The 16,731-nt window shown below is 70.8% G+C and carries 16 protein-coding genes and 1 pseudogene; 4 read left to right on the top strand and 13 right to left on the bottom strand.

What is annotated here, in order from left to right; all coding sequences use genetic code 11:
• The first annotated feature begins 126 nt into the window (after nucleotides 1-126).
• A complete protein-coding gene (locus AC0KTA_RS35025; protein WP_481052210.1) occupies nucleotides 127-1,299 on the top strand; it encodes a serine hydrolase domain-containing protein in 1,173 nt (390 codons plus the stop codon).
• 7 nt (nucleotides 1,300-1,306) lie between these two features.
• Here the strand turns inward: AC0KTA_RS35025 and AC0KTA_RS35020 are convergent, their stop codons facing one another.
• The 7 genes from AC0KTA_RS35020 to hpaB all read right to left on the bottom strand — a co-directional run bounded on the left by AC0KTA_RS35020 (nucleotide 1,307) and on the right by hpaB (nucleotide 9,089).
• Nucleotides 1,307-1,447 carry a hypothetical protein gene (locus AC0KTA_RS35020; protein ID WP_481052209.1) on the bottom strand — a complete coding sequence of 47 codons (141 nt, stop codon included), beginning with the start codon at nucleotides 1,445-1,447 and terminating at the stop codon, nucleotides 1,307-1,309.
• A gap of 110 nt (nucleotides 1,448-1,557) precedes the next feature.
• Entirely contained in the window at nucleotides 1,558-2,031 is a 474-nt protein-coding gene (locus AC0KTA_RS35015) for a (2Fe-2S)-binding protein (protein ID WP_481052208.1), read from the bottom strand.
• Nucleotides 2,032-2,090: 59 nt separating this feature from the next.
• On the bottom strand, nucleotides 2,091-4,217 hold the full coding sequence (locus tag AC0KTA_RS35010; RefSeq protein ID WP_481052207.1) for a xanthine dehydrogenase family protein molybdopterin-binding subunit: 2,127 nt from the start codon (nucleotides 4,215-4,217) through the stop codon (nucleotides 2,091-2,093).
• A gap of 126 nt (nucleotides 4,218-4,343) precedes the next feature.
• Complete coding sequence (hpaD, locus tag AC0KTA_RS35005) at nucleotides 4,344-5,369, bottom strand: 3,4-dihydroxyphenylacetate 2,3-dioxygenase (RefSeq protein ID WP_481052206.1); 1,026 nt, start codon at nucleotides 5,367-5,369, stop codon at nucleotides 4,344-4,346.
• Between the two features lie 5 nt (nucleotides 5,370-5,374).
• Nucleotides 5,375-6,877 (bottom strand): aldehyde dehydrogenase, encoded by a 1,503-nt coding sequence (locus AC0KTA_RS35000; protein ID WP_481052205.1) that lies wholly within the window; start codon nucleotides 6,875-6,877, stop codon nucleotides 5,375-5,377.
• Complete coding sequence (locus AC0KTA_RS34995) at nucleotides 6,874-7,602, bottom strand: fumarylacetoacetate hydrolase family protein (RefSeq protein WP_481052204.1); 729 nt, start codon at nucleotides 7,600-7,602, stop codon at nucleotides 6,874-6,876. Before AC0KTA_RS34995 ends, AC0KTA_RS35000 begins: the two co-directional genes overlap by 4 nt.
• Before the next feature lie 35 nt (nucleotides 7,603-7,637).
• Nucleotides 7,638-9,089, bottom strand: coding sequence for a 4-hydroxyphenylacetate 3-monooxygenase, oxygenase component (gene hpaB, locus AC0KTA_RS34990; protein WP_481052203.1), 1,452 nt, complete (start codon nucleotides 9,087-9,089; stop codon nucleotides 7,638-7,640).
• A 334-nt stretch (nucleotides 9,090-9,423) separates the two neighbouring features.
• Here hpaB and AC0KTA_RS34985 point away from each other — a divergent pair.
• Nucleotides 9,424-9,864 (top strand): annotated as a pseudogene (locus AC0KTA_RS34985) (STAS domain-containing protein); the annotation flags it as partial.
• Nucleotides 9,865-9,933: 69 nt separating this feature from the next.
• On the opposite strand, the gene AC0KTA_RS34980 reads toward AC0KTA_RS34985, so the two are convergent.
• Together AC0KTA_RS34980 and AC0KTA_RS34975 are read right to left on the bottom strand one after the other, a co-directional pair.
• Entirely contained in the window at nucleotides 9,934-10,575 is a 642-nt protein-coding gene (locus tag AC0KTA_RS34980) for a phosphoribosyltransferase (RefSeq protein ID WP_481052202.1), read from the bottom strand.
• A 163-nt stretch (nucleotides 10,576-10,738) separates the two neighbouring features.
• A complete protein-coding gene (locus AC0KTA_RS34975; RefSeq protein ID WP_481052201.1) occupies nucleotides 10,739-11,686 on the bottom strand; it encodes an Lrp/AsnC family transcriptional regulator in 948 nt (315 codons plus the stop codon).
• Nucleotides 11,687-11,823: 137 nt separating this feature from the next.
• Between AC0KTA_RS34975 and AC0KTA_RS34970 the strand changes: the two genes are divergently transcribed.
• Entirely contained in the window at nucleotides 11,824-13,116 is a 1,293-nt protein-coding gene (locus AC0KTA_RS34970) for an amidohydrolase family protein (protein ID WP_481052200.1), read from the top strand.
• A 278-nt stretch (nucleotides 13,117-13,394) separates the two neighbouring features.
• On the opposite strand, the gene AC0KTA_RS34965 is transcribed toward AC0KTA_RS34970, so the two are convergent.
• Nucleotides 13,395-13,715 carry an antibiotic biosynthesis monooxygenase family protein gene (locus AC0KTA_RS34965; protein ID WP_481052199.1) on the bottom strand — a complete coding sequence of 107 codons (321 nt, stop codon included), beginning with the start codon at nucleotides 13,713-13,715 and terminating at the stop codon, nucleotides 13,395-13,397.
• A gap of 510 nt (nucleotides 13,716-14,225) precedes the next feature.
• Between AC0KTA_RS34965 and AC0KTA_RS34960 the strand changes: the two genes are divergently transcribed.
• Nucleotides 14,226-14,576 (top strand): VOC family protein, encoded by a 351-nt coding sequence (locus tag AC0KTA_RS34960; protein WP_481052198.1) that lies wholly within the window; start codon nucleotides 14,226-14,228, stop codon nucleotides 14,574-14,576.
• A gap of 141 nt (nucleotides 14,577-14,717) precedes the next feature.
• Here AC0KTA_RS34960 and AC0KTA_RS34955 read toward each other — a convergent pair whose 3' ends face one another.
• The 3 genes from AC0KTA_RS34955 to AC0KTA_RS34945 form a co-directional block, all read right to left on the bottom strand.
• On the bottom strand, nucleotides 14,718-15,347 hold the full coding sequence (locus tag AC0KTA_RS34955; RefSeq protein ID WP_481052197.1) for a disulfide bond formation protein B: 630 nt from the start codon (nucleotides 15,345-15,347) through the stop codon (nucleotides 14,718-14,720).
• 10 nt (nucleotides 15,348-15,357) lie between these two features.
• Nucleotides 15,358-15,522, bottom strand: a complete 165-nt coding sequence (locus AC0KTA_RS34950; protein ID WP_481052196.1) for a DUF5993 family protein — start codon at nucleotides 15,520-15,522, stop codon at nucleotides 15,358-15,360.
• Between the two features lie 199 nt (nucleotides 15,523-15,721).
• Nucleotides 15,722-16,717, bottom strand: a complete 996-nt coding sequence (locus AC0KTA_RS34945) for a GlxA family transcriptional regulator (protein WP_481052195.1) — start codon at nucleotides 16,715-16,717, stop codon at nucleotides 15,722-15,724.
• Between the last annotated feature and the right edge of the window lie 14 nt (nucleotides 16,718-16,731).

Here is a 16,731-nt window from a genome sequence, read left to right as displayed (position 1 = left end):
TCCTCGTCCTCCTCGCGACAGGGGGTTAACCCCACCACCGATCCGGTTGATCGCCCCATCGCTGCGGCGCACCCGCTGCGGGGATCGTGGAATGACACCGTAAGCCCGGACGATCAAGGAAACCGCATGCTCAAGCACAAGCGCGCGCTGGGTGGCGCCCTCACGCTGGTCGTGGCGATGGGTGTCGTGGGGGGCGTGCTGCAGGCCACCGCCACCGCGGTCCCCGCCGCGGAATCCACCGCCGGGGAATCCGCGCACCACGCCGACGACGCGCGGCTGCGCGCCCTGCTGCACCGGCTGACCACGGTCGACGGCGCTCCCGGAGCGCTCGCCGAGGTGCGGGAGGCGCACCGCAGCACGGTGCTGACCAGCGGTGTCGCGGACGTCGACAGCCACGCGCCGGTGCACCACGACAGCAGGTTCCGGATCGGCAGCATGACCAAGACGTTCACCGCGACGATGATGCTGCAGCTCGTGGGTGAGCGGCGCGTCGACCTCGACGCACCAGTGGAGCGCTACCTGCCCGGCGTCGTACGCGACAACGGCAACGACGGGCGCAAGATCACCGTCCGGCAGATACTCCAGCACACCAGCGGCCTGCCCGACTTCCTCGCCTACCTCAAACCGCAGGATGTCGTCCAGGACCCGATGACCCACCACGCCCCCCATGACCTGGTGAAGCTGGCGCTCGCCCACCCGCCGACGTTCAAGCCGGGCACCGGCTGGAAATACTCCAACACCGGCTACGTACTGGCCGGTTTGATCATCGAGAAGGTGACCGGCCGCTCGTACGGCGAGGAGTTGCAGCGGCGGATCATCGAGCCGTTGCATCTGCGGGGGACGTCCTTCCCGGGCGACGACCCGGCGATCCCCGGACCGCACCCGCGCGGATACGCGCAGCCTGGCCCGGACGCGCCGCTGTTGGACATCACCGCGATCAACCCCACGGTAGGCGGCACGGCCGGCGGAATCATCTCCAGCGGCACCGACATCAACCGTTTCCTGAGCGCGCTGCTGGGCGGCAAGCTGCTGCCCCCGACGCAGCTCAAGGAGATGATGAAGACCCGTCCGACCGGCAGCTCGGACGGCCGGGCGTACGGCCTCGGCCTGGAGAGCAAGCCGCTGCCCGGGGGCGGCCTTTACTGGGGGCACACCGGCGACTTCCTCGGCTACGAGACGGCCGCCGGCGCCACGGTCGACGGCAGGCAGGCCACGGTCATGGTGAATCTCGGCCCGGGCAGCTCGGACGCCCAAAGCGACGACATCCAGGCCGCCATCGAAACGGCGCTCTCCCAATGAGGCGTGCTCAGCCCGAACGTACAGCCAAGAGCTTCTTGCCCTTCGGCTTCCTGTAGCCGGTGATGATCGTCGGGTCGCCCATGCCCTCGTCCAGGCCCACGAAGCCGAGGTCGGCGATGGCGGCCAGGCACTCACCGACGGGGATCACAGCCGGGTGGTGAAGGTTCCGTTCGGCAGCTTGTGCAGCCAGCCCCGCCCGGCCGGCTGCGGTGTCTGGCGCGTAGATCTTCTGTTGGGTCCGGGATGGCGGGCGCAGATTCAGGATGTGCAGTCCTCACTGATGTTCCGCGAGGCCTTCTTGATTGCTTCGCGGATCCGACAGTAGGTACCGCAGCGGCACACGTTCTCGATCCGGTCGATGTCGGCGTCGGTCGGCCGGGTCGTCTTCTTCAGCAGGGCCGCCGCGGCCATGATCTGGCCCGGTTGGCAGAAGCCGCACTGCGCGACGTCCCGGTCGAGCCAGGCCTGCTGCACGGGGTGCAGTTTGTCGCCGTCGGCCAGGCCTTCGATCGTGGTGACCTCACGGCCCGCGCAGTCGGCCATCGGGACGACGCAGGGCTTTATCTCGGCGCCGTCCAGGTGACTCGTACAGGCGCGGCAGACGCCCACGCCGCAGCCGTACTTGGGGCCGGTGACGTTCAGCAGATCGCGCAGCACCCACAGCAGCGGCATGTCGGCCGGGGCCTCGACGGTGACCGGTTTCCCGTTGAGGACGAAGGAGTAGGACGGCATCGGCACCTTCTCAGAAGTCTCAATCAGAGGTTTCAATCAGAGGTTCAGAATCAGAGGGTTCAGAAGTTGAGGGGGAAGCGACGGGGCTTGGAACCGGTCGCCCGGGCGTAGGCATTGGCGACGGCGCCAGCCGCGGCCGGAACGCCGAGTTCACCGGCCCCGCCCGGTTCTCGACGGGACGGCATGATGTGCGCCTCGAAGTGCAGTGGGGCGTGCCGCTGCCGGGCGTAGCGGAAGTCGGCGTAGCTGCTTTCGCGGACGGCGCCCCGGTCGATATGGAGGCCGGCCTGCAGCACGGTGGAGATCCCGTCGATCGCGGTACCCATCAGCTGGGCCTCAAGTCCGCGTGGATTGACGGCTGTTCCGACGTCGGCCGCCATCACGACCTTGGTCACCCGGGGCTTCTTCGGGTCGGTGGCGTCGATCTCGACCAGGCAGGCCACACACGAGCCGTACTCCTCGTGGACGGCGACCCCCTGCGCCTGCCCGGCGGGCATGGTGCGACCCCACTTCCCGGCGGTCGCGACCTTGTCGAGCACGGCTTTGACGGCCTTGCTCCTGAGGGTCGTACGCCGGAACGCAACCGGGTCCTTGCCCAGGGCCCCGGCCACCTCGTCGACGAGGATCTCCTCCGCGGTCCGCATCGTCCCGGAGTCCACCGACCGCCACGCGCCCAGCGGCATCGCCAACTCCACCGAGCCCGACGTCCCTGACACGCGCCCGAATTTGTACAGGCCGCTGTCGCTGGGCAGCGGGCCCGCGGCACGCGCGACGGCCGGGCGCATTCCGCCCTGAGCGGATGCCCCCGACCGCTCGGAGGACTCGCTCACCGAGGCCGTCGAGTGGACGAAGGCCACCACCCTGCCGCGTGCGTGGCTGGCCCGGATCCGGTGGTGGTCGGCCGGGCGCATCCGGCCGTGCCGGATGTCGTCGCCGCGGCTCCACATCAGCTTGACCGGCCGGCGTGCCGCCTTCGAGATCAGGGCCGCCTCGACGGCGGCGTCGTGGTCCAGCCGCCGGCCGAACGAACCGCCGCCGCGTACGACATGGACCTTCACCTTCGACTTGGGCAGCCCGACCGCCGAGGCGATGCTCACCCGCGCGTCCATCGGCGTCTGGGAGGAGAACCAGATCTCGGCACGGTCGGCGCGTACGTCCGCCACAGCGGTCAGGACCTCCATCGGCGCATGGCTGACGAAGGCGAACTCGAACTCGCCCTGCGTCTGCGCCGTCCCGCGCGGCGGACGGCCGAGGCGCGGCACCGCCGCCCGCAGCCGCGAGCGGATCGCAGCGTCCGACAGGGACGCCAGCGGGCCGGGAGCCCACTTGATCCGCAAGGCGTCCTTGGCCTTGAAGGCGTGGTGGAAGGTCTCCGCCACCACGGCGACCCCGCCGGCGATCCTGACGACCGCGTGGACGCCGGGCATCGCCCGCGCCGCCCGGTCGTCGACCGAGACGACCTTCCCGCCGAGCGTCGGCGGCCGCGCCACCACGGTCGGCTTCGCCCCGGCCACCGTCAGGTCGCCGGTGTACGTGGCCTTGCCGGTGACGATGTCCCGCGCGTCGATCCGGGTCGTCGGCCGCCCGATCAACCGGTGCCGCGACGCCGGCTTGGGCCTGCTCGACACGTCCGGCCGGCGGATCCCGGCGGCGCTCGCGGTCAGCGAGCCGAAGGTGGCGGACCGCCCGTCCGGAGCGAACACCCTCGTGTTCCTGGTACGCAGGGTCCGCGCGGGCAGGTGCCAGCGCCGGGCGGCCGCGGTGACCAGCTTGGCGCGCGCCAGGGCGGCCAGCTCACGGGCCGGACCGTAGAGCGAACTGACCGAGTTCGAACCTCCGGTGTACTGGTTGCCCTTGGCGCGGGCGTCGGCGAGCGGGATGTCGACGTCGACGAGCCGGGCATCCAGCTCCTCGGCGATCAGCATGGCGGCCGCGGTCGTGATGCCCTGGCCTACCTCGGCGCGCGGCAGCCGCACGACGACCTTGTTGGCGGCGGTGACCTCGAGGACCAGCATCTCTGCGTCGGTGCCCCTCGCCAGGGCCTCGGACGGGCGGCGGCTCGCCGGCGCGGTGGGTTCGCCGCCCTCCGCCTCCGGCCCGTCGGAGCCGAGCTGCGCGGCGACGGTCAGCGTGGACGCCGCGAGCGAGTAGACGACGAACTTCCGGCGGGACAATTGACCGGCCAACAGACGCTCCTCTCCGTGAACTCCGGGTGGTTCAACCGGTATCCGGTATGAGGGGTCAGGGCTCTTCGAGGTTCACGCGAGAGCCGACTATTCGAGGAGCCGGGTCAGCCGAGGCCGTCCGCCCGCTCAGCCGAGGCCGTCCGCCCCCACCCGCACCGCCGACTCGTTCAACAGCGCGTCGCTGACGGGCTGTTGGCGGCCCTCCAGGTCCAGGACAGGCGTGGCCTCGCGGTACCAGGAGTCGACGACGGCGTTGCCCCAGAAGTCGCGGCGCCGGTCGTCGTGGACGTTCCAGCGGTACGTCTCGTGGTCCGGGTCGCCCGTGTAGTAGTCGGAGGTGTAGATCTCCACGCGGTGGCCGTCCGGGTCCCGCAGGTAGAGGTAGAAGGCGTTGGACACGCCGTGCCGGCCGGGGCCGCGCTCGATGTGGTGCTCCAGGTGCAGCGCCCCGAGGATGTCGGCGCAGCGCAGCACGTGGTGGGACTCGTGGGTGGCCACGCCGACGTGGTGCAGACGCGGCCCGGCGGCGCCGGTGAACGCAACGTCGTGCACGGTCTGCTTGCGGTACATCCACGCCGCGTACAGCTCGTGGCCGTCGCCCTCGATGGTCTCCGAGCAGCCGAAGCCCAGCGAGTGGTAGTGCGCGTACGCGGCGGGGATGTCCGGGGTGCAGAGGTTGAAGTGGTCGAGGCGGGCGATCTCTGCGCCGTGCCGCACGTCGTAGCGCTGGATGAGGCGCTCGGCACGCTCGATGCCGTGGAAGAACTCCACCGGGAAGCCGAGGGGATCGATGACGCGTACGGCGTCGCCGACCCCGCGTGTGCCCTCGCCCCGCCGCACGCGCCGCACCGGGCAGCCGAGCCGGGCGAAGAACTTCTCGGCGACGTCGACGTCCTCGGGCGTGCGCACCCGGTAGGCGATGTGGTCCAGGGCGGCGCGCTCGCCGCGCCGCAACACCAAGGAGTGGTGGGTCAGTTCGTCCGTTCCGCGTAAGCAGAGGGTGTCCGCGTCCTCGTACTGGATGTGCAGACCGAGCACGTCGGACCAGAACCAGCGGGCGCGGGCCAGGTCGGTGACGGCGAGCTGGGCGTAGGCGGCGCGGACGACGTCGGGAGCTGGAGCAGCAGCACTCACGGGACTTGCGGGGGTCATGGGGCTCACGGGGCGGCTCCGAAGCGAGGGGTGTGGACGTCGCCGAGGGCGACGTGGACGGTCTTCGACTCGGTGTAGAAGTCGATGCTGTGCGCGCCGCCCTCCCGGCCGACTCCGGAGGCCTTGACGCCGCCGAAGGGGGTGCGCAGATCGCGTACGTTGGGTGAGTTGATCCAGACCATGCCGGACTCGACGGCGTGCGCGATGCGGTGGCCGCGTTTGAGGTCCGCGGTCCAGACGTAGGCGGCGAGCCCGTAGGGGGTCGCGTCGGCGAGGTCGACGGCGTCGGCCTCGTCGGTGAACGGTGCGAGGGCGACGACCGGGCCGAAGATCTCCTCCTGGAAGATCCGGGCGTCGCGCGGCACGTCCGCGAAGACGGTCGGCTGGAGGTAGCTGCCCTCGGGCAGGTGCGCGGGCCGCGCGCCGCCCGCGACGAGCCGGGCCTCCTTGCGGCCCGACTCCACGTAGTTCAGTACGCGTTCGTAGTGCTCGGGGTGGACGAGGGCGCCGACCTCGGTGGCCGGGTCGGACGGCGGCCCCACGCGCACCCGCGCGGCCCGCTCGGCGAGGCGGCGTGTGAACTCCTCGTACAGCGGGCGCTCCACGAGCACCCGGGAACCGGCCGTGCAGCGCTCGCCGTTGAGCGAGAACGCCCCGAACACCACCGCGTCCAGGGCGGCTTCGAGATCGGCGTCGGCGAAGACGACGACCGGGGACTTGCCGCCCAGTTCCAGGGACGCGGTCTTCAGGTGCGGGGCGCAGCGGCCCAGGATGTGGCGGCCGGTGGCGGTCGAACCGGTGAAGGAGATCCGGGGCACCTCCGGGTGGTCGACCAGGGCCTGCCCGGCCTCAGCACCGACGCCGTGCACGATGTTGACGGCCCCGCCCGGGAGGCCTGCCTCGGCGAAGATCTCCGGCCACAGGGAGGCCGACAGCGGAGTCCATTCGGCGGGCTTGAGGACGAGCGTGCACCCGGCGGCCAGAGCGGGCGCGAGCTTCCAACTCTCCAGCATGAAGGGCGTGTTCCATGGCGTGATGAGCCCGGCGACTCCGACGGGAGTGCGGACGACATAGCTGAGCTGTCCGCCGCCCCGCTCCCCCGGCTCCCCCGCCTGCCGGAACGCCTCCTCGCCGAGCGCCACGATCACGTCCGCGAAGTAGCGGAAGTTCTCGGCGGCACGCCGCGCCTGGCCGCGGGCCTGGGTGATCGGGAGCCCACTGTCGTACGACTCGAAGGCGGCGAGCCGGTCGTGGCGGGCCTCGACGGCGTCGGCGACCCGGTGCAGCATCGTGGCCCGCTGCCGCTGCGGCAGCGTCGACCAGGTGGGGAACGCGGCCCGGGCGGCGGCCACGGCCCGCCCGACGTCGGCCGCGCCGCCGCGCGCGGCCCGGGCGTAGACCGCGCCGGAGACGAGGTCGGCGACGTCGAAGGTGCGGCCGTCGGCGGCGTCGGCAGGGCGGCCGCCGATCCAGTGCCGGATGCGGGTGGGCAGTCCTTGGGGAGTCATGTGGCGGCTCCTTCGTCAAGAGGACCGGCGTCATGCGCGGCCGCCTCGGCCCGGGGCAGCGCACCGTACGGGGCGAGGGCGGCGCCCTCGACAACGGGGTTGCACAGCCTGCCCGTTGACAGTCCGCTGCCGGTCACCTCGACCTCCACCACGTCGCCGGGCGCGACGACGGCGGCGCCCGCCGGGGTGCCGGTCAGGAGTACGTCGCCGGGTTCCAGGGTGACCCGGCGCGACAGGTCGGCGATGAGTTGCCCGAAGGGGAAGATGAGGGTGTCCGTGGTGTCGTCCTGCGCCGGCGCGCCGTTGGCCCAGGTCCGCAACCGCAGAGCCGCCGGGTCGAGTTGACGTGCGTCGAGCAGCCGGGGGCCGAGGGGCGTGAGGCCGTCGGCGCCCTTGGACAGGAGGTAGGAGCCACGGTCGGCATGGCGCAGGTCGTGGACGCCCGCGTCGTTGGCCGCGGTCACCCAGCCCACGTACCGCCAGCCGTCCGAGGGTGCCACCTGGCGGGCACGCGCGCCGATCACGAGCGCGATCTCGCCCTCGAAGCCAAGGAACCGGCACCCGCGCGGCCGCACGAGAGCGTCCCCCGTGCCCGCGAGCGAGGAGGGCGGCTTGAGGAAGTACGAGGGATGCGCGGGGATGCCGCCGCGCTCGCGGGCCCGGCTCGGGTAGTTGCGGTGCACGGCGATGATCTTCGACGGGGTGGTGCCGAGCGGATGTGGCATGCGGGATGGTCCTCCGGTCGAGTGCGGTCGTTGCCTCAGGTGCGGTCGAGGAACCCCTGGACCTTCGCCTTGTACGGTTCGCGGTCGTACGACGCCACGTACGCGGACGCCATGCGCACCGGATCGCCGAAGAAGTAGTACTCGTACAACGCCTGGCGGCTGGAGAAGGCCGAGACGCAGGTGTCCCACACCAGGCGGAACAGCTTCACCCGCTCCGGCCCTGTCAGCGTCGCCGACTGCAGGTAGGCCTCGATGTCGGCGGCCGCCGGGCCCGCCAGGTCGGCCTCGGTGGGGGTGGCCATGAGGCCGGAGGCGCCGAACTTCCGGAGGATCTGCGGGAAGCGCTGGTACAGCTTCGGGTAGAGATTGCGGGCGGCGTTCAGGGGCGCCCAGGCAGGCGTCAGGACGCCGAACTCGTTGACGGCGGCGTCGGCCTCGGCGGCGCGCAGGAAGGCGCGCAGCGTCTCCAGGGTGGTGATGATCTCGGCGATGTCCTCCTGGACGTGCCCGAAACCTTCGATGCCGATGGCCTCCGTGAGCAACGAGGTGAGCCCGAGGACGTACTCGGTCTTGGCGCAAGTGCGGGTCAGGACCTGGTGCGTCATGTGCGCGACGGCCGACGTCCGCGTGTAGAAGGCGTTGCACACCTCCGTGTCGCCGAGCGTGAAGCAACGCTCGTACGGCACGTGCACGTCGTCGAAGACGACGACGCAGTCCGGCTCCTCGAAGCGGGAGGAGAGCGGGTGATCGTGGCGCGCCCCGCCGTAGACGAGCGGCTCGCGGGCGAGAAAGCGCAGGCCCTTCGCGTCGACGGGGAGCGCCAAGGCGAAGGAGTACGGCTTGTCCTCGGGGGCGCCGCGCAGCACCGTCGAGGGCAGGACGAGCAGCTCGTCGGCGAACGGCGCGATCGTGGCGAGCATACGCGCGCCCCGGATCACGACGCCGTTGTCGTCCTCCTTCACGATGCGCGCGGCGAGCTTGCCGCCGATCTGCTGACTGGCCGTCACAGCGCGGTTGGCCTGCGGCGGGATGAGGCAGTGGGTGCACAGCAGGTCCTCTTCGCGGACCTTCTCGTAGTAGCGGAGTACGTTGCCGCCGAGCATCGGGTCGGCCTGTGCGAACCAGTCGGCGGCCGAGGCGAACGCCATCAGGGCGCTGTTGAGGAAGTCGCCGGTGCGGCCCAGCATGCCGTGGCTGTGGTCGGCCCACACCTTGAACGCGCGGCGGCGCTTGACCAGGTCGTCCGGTGTCCGTGGCGCGAGGAAGGACGTACCGACCCGCTCGCCGGACGTCGGTGAGGTGTACGTGAGGACGTCCCGGTGCGCGTCGGCGCACTGCAGGTCGTACAGCTCGGCGTAGGTCTGCACCACCGCGCGAAAGGCCGGGTGCTCCTGGATGCCGCCGGTGAGGGTCTCGCCCTGGATGTGCACAACGGGCCGGGAGGCGGCGAGCCGTTGCAGGTACTCCTTGCCGGTGCGTGCGGCCATGGCCGGTACTCCTCGCGGAAGAGCAGGCGGGCGCGCCGCCAACGGGGCGCGCCCGCAGGTGTGTTGAGCCACACCTACCCCTACCTCCGCGGACCACCCGGTGAACCCCGGGCGTGCGCTTCGGCCGAGGCCGGACCGGTCGACGTCCGAAACGGGAGCGGCGGGCCGCGGGGTCTGCGGGGTCCGCGGGTGGGACGCGCATCTGACGTGACCTCACGACCTCACAGCAACTACGTTGCGTAGCCACCCCCGTCGATACTCAACCTCCGTACACCATCGGACACATGACCCTGCGTCAGAGGCATAAAATCGCGCTGACCGGGAAGGATGCCCTATGAAACAGACTGGCCGCCCCGGCCCCCGGCGGTCACCGGCACGGACGCCGCCGCGTGCCGCCCCTCCCATTTGGTTACTCTGTGTGCAAGGAGTCGACATGACCGGGTGGCCCACGGACACCCCTGCACTCACCTTCGGCCTGCACCACGAGTTGATCGGTGACGCACTGATCCTGACCCTTCACCGCGAGATCGACGTCTGGGCCTGCCAGCAACTCACCCCGCGCGTCGACGCGCTCCTCCGTATCCCGCACCACCACGTCGTCATCGACCTCCGGCCGGTGACCTTCCTGGACGCAAGCGGGCTGCGCCTGTTGTGCCACGTCAAACAGGACGCCAACGCCCGCCGGCACACCTTCTGCCTCGTCCGCGGCCACCCGCGCGTGTGGCGCGTACTGCAACTGACGCGACTGGCAGACGACTTCGCCACCGCTGACACCCTGTCGGAGGCGCTCTCCACGGCGCCGCGCAGGCTCGGTGAGCGGAGAGCCTCCGGCGGGGGCACGGCCTCACCTGCTGTGCAGCGCCGCAAGCACGTCCGCGTCCGTCAACTGCTCGAACTCCTCGTACCAGAATCCCACCGCTCCGAACTGGCTCGGCCGGTGCAGGCAGATCATGTCGTCGGCCTCCCCGCGCAGCAGGTCCCCCGCTTCCGGTGAGCAGACGGGCACCGCCAGGACCACGCGCTCGGCGTCCTGATGGCGTACGGCGCGCAGCGCGGCCCGTGCCGTGGATCCGGTCGCCAGACCGTCGTCCACGACGATCGCGGTGCGATCCCGTAGCTGTGGGGCCGGGCGGCCCTCCCGGTAGCGCTGTTCGCGGCGGTGCAGTTCTCCCCGCTCCCGTTCCACCACCGGGGCCAGCTCGGTCTCACTCAGGCCGAGGCCTGCCAGGGTCCGTTCGTCGAAGAGTGGGGGTTCGTCGCCCACGATCGCGCCGACGCCCACCTCCTCCTGGAACGGCGCTCCGATCTTGCGGACGACGAGCACGTCGAGGGGTGCCTCCAGCGCCCGTGCCACCTCGAGGGCGACCTCGACCCCGCCCCGGGGCAGGGCGAGGACGACGGGATGCGTAAGCGCCCCCTTCTCCTGCAGGATCCGCAGCCGTTGCGCCAGTGCCAGCCCGGCACTCCGCCGGTCACGGAACCGCATCTGACTCCCCTTTCCCTCCGCCACCACACTCTGGCGGCTTCCTGCTGCAGGGCGGCGTGTGGCGAGCGTCCCGGCCGTGGCGTCCTGCTCGTTCTCTCCCGCCGCCGCGTACCCGACGGGCCGCGATCCACACCGCGCGTTGGCCGCTGCCCTGGGACGTGGCTCACCTGGCGGCCAGGCCGGCGCGCTTGAGGGTACGGGTGACGGGGGCGCTCTCGACCTGGGTGAGGCCGGGGAGGGCGGCGACGGGACCGGTGAGGTAGCCGTGCAGTGCGCGGTTGTCGACGCAGGTGACGGCCGCGTAGAGATTGGTGGGGCCGGTGGTGGAGGCCGCGAAGGACACTTCGTCGTGCTGGGCGAGGGCGTGGCCGGCTTCTTCGAGGTGGGCCGGGGCGACGGTGGCCCACAGCATGGCCAGGCGGGAGCGTTCGAGGACCTGCGGGTCGTAGTCGACGTCGAAGTAGAGGACGCCCGAGTGGCGCAGTTCGGCCACGCGCCGTTGGGCGGTCGACTGTGAACAGCCTGCTGCGACGGCGAGTTCCTGGTTGCTCGCACGTCCGTCGTCGTACAGGACGCGCAGGATGGCGCGGTCGGTGTCGGTGAGGTGCGTGGGCCGGGGCGGGCGGCTGGGAACGGCGAGTGCGGCGACCTGCTCGGGGGTGAGAGGGCGGACCTTGTCGACGAGGTTCTGCGGGCCGCCGTAGTAGCTGTGGAGCAGGCAGTGGGCCGTCATGGAGGTGACGCGGGGAGTCCTGGGCAGGTCGCGCAGGAGGAGGGGTTCGCGGCCTTCGGGGTTGCGGGTGGTGCAGACGATCTCTGTGCCGCCGGAGGTGATGTGGGTCCAGACGGTCTCCTCGTGCCGGGCCAGGGCGCGTGCGACCTGGTCGGTGGCGTCCGGGGTGCAGCGCACGCGCAGGAACCACTCCTCGTCGCCGAGTGCGTAGGGCTGGGTGCGGCCGAGGACGCGCAGCGAGGCGGTGGTGCGCAGGTGGGCGTAGCGGCGCGTGACCGTCTGCGGTGAGGCCCCGACGACCTGGCCGATCGCGCGGAACGATGCCCGGCCGTCGATCTGCACGGCATGGAGGATTTTCCTGTCAAGGGCGTCGACCATGGTTCATATCGTCTCTCACAGGTGGGTGAAGCTCAATCTTCCCGACTACGACGCCTTCGGTGAGGGCAGGGGCGCGTCTGCTCGCACAGTGGGTGAGGCCGGCACCCAGGCCGGTGTTGATGTGCCAAGGAGCGAACATGCCTGTCCGCCTGTACCGCAACGCCCGCATCCTCACCATGGACCCGAAGCTGGGCGACTTCGACGACGGCGACCTTCTCCTCGACGGCAACCGCATCGTCCGGGTCGGCAACGGCCTCCGGGCTCCCCACGGCGCCGAGACCGTCGACGCACGCGGCCGCATCATCATTCCCGGCTTCGTCGACACCCACCGCCACATGTGGCAGGGCACCCTGCGCGGCATCGCCCCCGCCCACACCTTCCCGCAGTACATGGACGACATCCTCGGCGACTTCGGCCCCGCCATGACCCCGCACGACCTGCACACCGGCAATCTGCTCAGTGCCCGTGCCGCCCTGGCGTCCGGCATCACCACCATCCAGGACATCTCCAATATCCAGGACACGCCTGAGCACAGCGACGCCCTGGTCACCGCCCTCAAGGAGTCCGGGATCCGCGCCGTCTTCGCGTACGGCAAGAGCTTCCCGGCCATCCTCGCCGAGGGAACCGTCCTGCCCGACGACACGCGCCGTGTGCGCGGCGAGCTGCTCGACGACCCCCACGGCATGGTGACCATGGCCCTGGTGGCCGAGGGCGGCAGCGACGAGGACGAGCTGGCCAACGTCGCCCTCGCCCGCGAACTCGATGTGCCGATATCCCGGCACTTCTCCTCCCGCCTGGCCGCCGCCCACCTGCACAGGATCGGCGCGATCCTCCCGGGCACCACCTTCATCCACGCCAACGGCCTCGGCGCCGAGGAACTGGCCGTCATCGCCGACAGCGGCGGCAGCGTCTCCGTCTCACCCGCCATCGAAATGATCATGGGGCACGGGTATCCGATGATCGGCCCCGCCTTGGCGCAGCGCAACCTGCCGGTCAGCCTCAGCGTCGACGTCGAAGTCACCGTCGCCGCCGACATGTTCACCCAACTGCGCGCCGCCTACCAGGCCGGACGCCACGCCCACCACAGCGGCGGCACCCCCGCCGGCATCACCGTGCGCGACGTGCTGCGCATGGCCACCCTCGACGGCGCCCGCTCCCTCGGTCTGGACGACCGCACCGGCTCACTGACCCCCGGCAAGCAGGCCGACCTGGTCGTCCTGCGCACCGACCGGCCCGACGTCGCTCCCGTCCACGACCCTTACAGCACCGTCGTACTGCAGATGGACCGTTCCCACATCGACACCGTCACCGCCGCCGGACGCGACCACGTCCGCGCGGGCCGCCTTGTCGACGACAGCTCCCGCCTCCTCAGTGAGGCCGACGCGACTGCACGCCGCCTCCGACGGATCCGTGACCAGATCACGTCGTAACCCCCGGGCACCCAGCGGGAGTTGCGCTCGACCGTGCGCCGCCGACTGCTGGAGGTGCGCGCCGCCTCGTTCTACGCTGCTGATTGGAGGAACCGGGCTCCACCGAGCGGCAAGCGCCCCGCCCTTCCCGACCGCGACCGCCGCCGGACTTGCGGCTCAGGCACCAGCGGCGGCCGCTTCTCGCGCCCCCAGTCGGCGGACCGTCCGCCTCCTGGGCCAACCCGATCGAGGCGCACTTCGGCCGGCTGCGGCAGTTCACCCTGGCTGACTCCCACCACCTACGGCCGGTGCACGGACACGACCTCGTACGGTACGAGGTCGAGCGTCGCGATCTTCAGTACTTGCTCCATGCACGCCCGCACGTCGGCGTTTTCGCGCGCGGCCGCCAGATCCGCTTGCGAGCGCCACTGGTTGCAGTTGGCCACTCGAGTGCCCTCAAGACCCCGGTGAATATTGGCCTGCACATAGCCAGGCTGCTTCGGCATGACCTCCCGCGCCATGTACTGGAGCAGCTCGATGAGACGTTGCTGATTCTCGGGAGCGACGGTGAAGACATTGATGTACGTGACCAGGTCGCCGCCCGTACTGATCTCGGTCATGCTCAATATCTCCTCGCAGGCCCTGTGAATCATGTTGTCTGTCACGGGTGGCAACACGGATCGGCACCGCGTTTCTTCCAGGCCATAGCACTGCGCAACGCGCCTGCCCAACAAGGAAGGTCGGCGCCCAGGACCAGGCAGGCCAGGCCGGTCTAAACGACCTGTTCCAACGGTCAGCCGCAGGGCGGCCGATAAGACCGGTCCGGCAAGTAGCGCTTCCACTGCTGCCGGGTGATCGGGTCGCCCACCGCGTTGCAGAGTTCGGTGACGACGCGCTGGGGTCTTGTGTCCCACAGGTCGACGCCCGCGGGAGTTCACCGTCACCCGGGTTGAAGGCGAGCGAATAGCTGGACGATTGGACCGTAGGCTCCACCGGGTGGAGTGCGGAAGTTCCGGGCCGACAGTGAAGCGCGGTTGATGGTCTGCACCGGTGCACCGATGAGTTTCAGATCGGTCGGCAGTCTCCAAGTGCTGACAACTCACGCGCACCACCGCAGCAGGAGGACAGTGATGAGTCAGCCGCCCGCATGGTTCGACATCACGGCAACGGACGCCGCGAGGTCTCGTGCGTTCTACGGAGAGCTCTTCGGCTGGGAGATCAAGGTCGATGAGTCGATGAACTACGGCTTGACGGTCACCGCTGAGGGGGTGCCCGGTGGCATTGGCCAGGCAACGGGCGACAACCCCCACGTCGCAGGTCTCGTCATGTACTTCCCGGTGGCCGACCTCGAAGCAGCCGTCGAACGGGCCGAAGGGCTCGGTGGCAGCTGCGTGGTGCCGCCCTGGGAAATTCCCGGATTCGGGAAGATGGCGGTGTTCCGTGATCCCGACGGTAACCGCGTCGGTCTATGGCAACGCTGACTCCGTCACCTCGACGCGGGTTCCGGGGCGTTCAACGAGCTCGCCGCGGCCGCCGCCGGCCCTGCGGCTCAGGCACCGGCGGCGGCCGCTTCTCACCCGGGCTGGGAGCGGAACGGCGCCGCCCAGCCGACGAACCGCCCGTCAGTCCAGGATCCCCACCTGGTAGAAGAACTCATACCGTGTGGGGTCGTCCGGCAGGAACCAGTGGAAGCCCTCCTCGAAGAAGACCGCCACCAGGTTCACGGCGATGATCAGGCCGACGAACCAGAGCACGGCCCGCCCGGGCATCCCGTACGCCCACGACGTCGGGATCTCACGGTCAGCCGTGAGATGTGCGAGCGCCATGACGATGCCGATCGCCACCACCGAGGCCATGAACAGGATCCACGCCCACACGTACATGTGCAGGCCGAGCACCGGGCTGCCGTAGCCCTTGTCGCCCGGCAGGATGTGCAGCATGGTCTGCCGCCAGGCCGTGAAGCCACCGCCGATGCAGGCGACCAGGGAAAGTCCCCAGCCCATCATGTAGTCACGGCCCGAGACGCTGCCCGTCATGCCCTTGCGTACGATGACCCCGGCGCCGAGCGCGGCCAGCAGCATGAACATCCGCTGCACCACGCACAGCGGACAGGGGTAGTCCCAGCTGATGAACTGCACCCCGAGCCCGGCGCAGACGATCCCCGTCCAGCCGGCGGCGAACAGGCAGGCGAACCAGTACTGGACCTTGCCGAGGAGCCCGGAGCCCTCGGCAGCCGGGAGCGGTGCGGTCATGGAGGCCATATCAGTAACTCAGCCCCAGGCTCAGGCTGCTGGTGATGTGATGCGAGAGCAGCACGGCGACGGCGGCGAACACGACCCACCAGCCGACGAGCAGTACGGTCCGGCCGCGCCGGCGATAGAGCACCAGCCAGGTGGCGAGCAGGCCGCCGAAGATGAGGGTGTCCATGCCCGCGGACGGTACCCAGCGAGCCGCCGACCGGGGCGGGAGCACGCCGGACGGCCACCCGAAGCCCACGGAAGAACCAACGAAACCATGTGGGCGGCATGGCCACAACGGCAGCGCGCTGGGGGGAGCCGTAGCGATCACACCCCCCCCGGGGCCAGACGGCCCCGCCCCCGCCAGACGGCTCGGCACCCTGAACCGGTCAGCGGGGCCGGGCTGTTGAGTCGGGCGGGAGCGCGAACGACGCTCGGTAGGCGCGCGGGCTGGTGGCGAGCCTGGTGGCGAAGTGCTGGCGCATGGTGACCTCGCTGCCGAAGCCGGCGCGGCGGGCGACCTCGGGCATGGGGAGGTCCGTGCGCTCGAGGAGCCTCTGGGCGGCGGCGATGCGTTGGTCGAGAAGCCAGCGCAGAGGGGTGGTCCCGGTCGCCGCGGTGAAGCGCCGGGCGAAGGAGCGTGGTGACATCGCGGCGTGGGCTGCGAGTTGGGGCACGGTGAGTGGCTCGTGGAGGTGGCCGAGGGCGTAGTCGCGTACGGCGGCGAGCGCGTCCGCGCCGCGGTCGGTGTGCGGGGTGGGGTGCTCGATGAACTGGGCCTGGCCTCCGGTGCGGAACGGTGCGGTGACCATCGAGCGGGCGATGGCCGCGGCGGCCTCCGCGCCATGGGCGGTACGCACCAGGTGCAGGCAGAGGTCGATGCCCGCGGCGGTGCCGGCGGCCGTCCAGATGTTGACGTCCTCGACGAACAGGGCATCCGGCTCGACCCGTACCTGCGGATGCCGGGTGCGCAGCAGGTCGACCAGGGCCCAATGGGTGAGGGCGCGGCGGCCGTTGAGCAGCCCTGCCTGCGCGAGGGTGAAGGCACCGCCGCACAGGGCGGCGATGGTGGTGCCGCGGGCGTGGGCGCGGCGGAGCGCCTCCAGCACGGGCTCGGGTCCGGGGGTGGTGTGCTCGTCCAGACCCGGGACGAGGATCAGGTCGGCCCGGGGCAGCCAGGCGAGGGTCCGGTCCGGGGTGAGCGTGAGCCCGCCGCGCATCGCCACGGGTGCGGGGTCGGCGGCGACCCTGCGCAGTTCGAAGGCCGGTGCGCCGCGATCGGTACGGTCCACGCCCCAGACCTCGGTGATGACGGTGACGTCGAAGGCCCGGATACCGGGGAAGGCGACGAGCGCGATGCGCTGGGCTCGGGTCGGCTGGCTCACGCCTGGCAGTAAAC

The sequence above is a fragment of the Streptomyces sp. Y309 genome (assembly GCF_056712025.1).
Note: the sequence above shows the minus strand (reverse complement) of the source record. Positions and strands in the feature narration are given on the sequence as shown.

Coding starts and splice junctions, on each gene's coding strand:
- AC0KTA_RS34975 (WP_481052201.1), bottom strand. CDS start 11,686: ATGGTCGACGCCCTTGACAGGAAAATCCTCCATGCCGTGCAGATCGAC.
- AC0KTA_RS34995 (WP_481052204.1), bottom strand. CDS start 7,602: ATGCCACATCCGCTCGGCACCACCCCGTCGAAGATCATCGCCGTGCAC.
- AC0KTA_RS34980 (WP_481052202.1), bottom strand. CDS start 10,575: ATGCGGTTCCGTGACCGGCGGAGTGCCGGGCTGGCACTGGCGCAACGG.
- hpaD (WP_481052206.1), bottom strand. CDS start 5,369: ATGACCCCCGCAAGTCCCGTGAGTGCTGCTGCTCCAGCTCCCGACGTC.
- AC0KTA_RS34955 (WP_481052197.1), bottom strand. CDS start 15,347: ATGACCGCACCGCTCCCGGCTGCCGAGGGCTCCGGGCTCCTCGGCAAG.
- AC0KTA_RS34960 (WP_481052198.1), top strand. CDS start 14,226: ATGAGTCAGCCGCCCGCATGGTTCGACATCACGGCAACGGACGCCGCG.
- AC0KTA_RS34965 (WP_481052199.1), bottom strand. CDS start 13,715: ATGACCGAGATCAGTACGGGCGGCGACCTGGTCACGTACATCAATGTC.
- AC0KTA_RS35000 (WP_481052205.1), bottom strand. CDS start 6,877: ATGACTCCCCAAGGACTGCCCACCCGCATCCGGCACTGGATCGGCGGC.
- AC0KTA_RS34970 (WP_481052200.1), top strand. CDS start 11,824: ATGCCTGTCCGCCTGTACCGCAACGCCCGCATCCTCACCATGGACCCG.
- AC0KTA_RS35025 (WP_481052210.1), top strand. CDS start 127: ATGCTCAAGCACAAGCGCGCGCTGGGTGGCGCCCTCACGCTGGTCGTG.
- AC0KTA_RS35015 (WP_481052208.1), bottom strand. CDS start 2,031: ATGCCGTCCTACTCCTTCGTCCTCAACGGGAAACCGGTCACCGTCGAG.
- AC0KTA_RS34950 (WP_481052196.1), bottom strand. CDS start 15,522: ATGGACACCCTCATCTTCGGCGGCCTGCTCGCCACCTGGCTGGTGCTC.
- hpaB (WP_481052203.1), bottom strand. CDS start 9,089: ATGGCCGCACGCACCGGCAAGGAGTACCTGCAACGGCTCGCCGCCTCC.